General features: G+C 37.2%; 1 protein-coding gene. It reads right to left on the bottom strand.

All coding sequences use genetic code 11. From position 1 onward, the window contains the following. Positions 1 to 618: IS1595 family transposase (locus AC4AGG_RS16740; RefSeq protein WP_489773160.1), on the bottom strand; the 618-nt coding region annotated here is incomplete at both ends.

Below are 618 nucleotides of genomic sequence, written 5' to 3'. Positions count from 1 at the left end.
TGATTTTTCTGTGGTTAAATTTGGCATTTCCTTTTCCAGACTGCGATAACTTGAAAATGCATCGGTCTTTATCTGTGCTTCTGTAGCTATCGTTTCATCCATAAATTCCTTCAGGTTTTTCTTGCTGGATTTGGATATTTCTTTGGCGTAAATTCTTTTCACTCCCTTTTTGCCTTTTTCTATTGAAATAACCACCAACTTTTTGGATTTGTTTTTTCTTCCTTTAACGCCTTCTTCCTGACCACCAACTACAAATTCATCCACTTCCACATTGCCTTTCATTGGATGTTTCCCACTGCTTTTCATCCCTGACATTACTTTCTGTTTGAAGAGCCAACAGGTTTTTTGGCGAAGTTCCAATTTTCTGCTCAACTCGGTGGAAGCAATTCCTTTTTTGTTGGTGGAAACGTAATAGACAATCCAAAATGCTTTCAACAAAGAAAATTTGACCTTATGGAAGAGCGTTCCTGAGGTTGGACTTTCATTGTAATTGCATTTGGTGCATTGTCTGTCATAAATCCGGTGTCCTTTGCAATATTTGTCATTTCCGCATTTGATACAAGAGAAACCATTTTCCCACTTCTTCTTGCTTAAATATTGTAGACAACTTTCATCATC

The organism is Chryseobacterium sp. CG10_8 (assembly GCF_058117085.1).
Note: the sequence above shows the minus strand (reverse complement) of the source record. Positions and strands in the feature narration are given on the sequence as shown.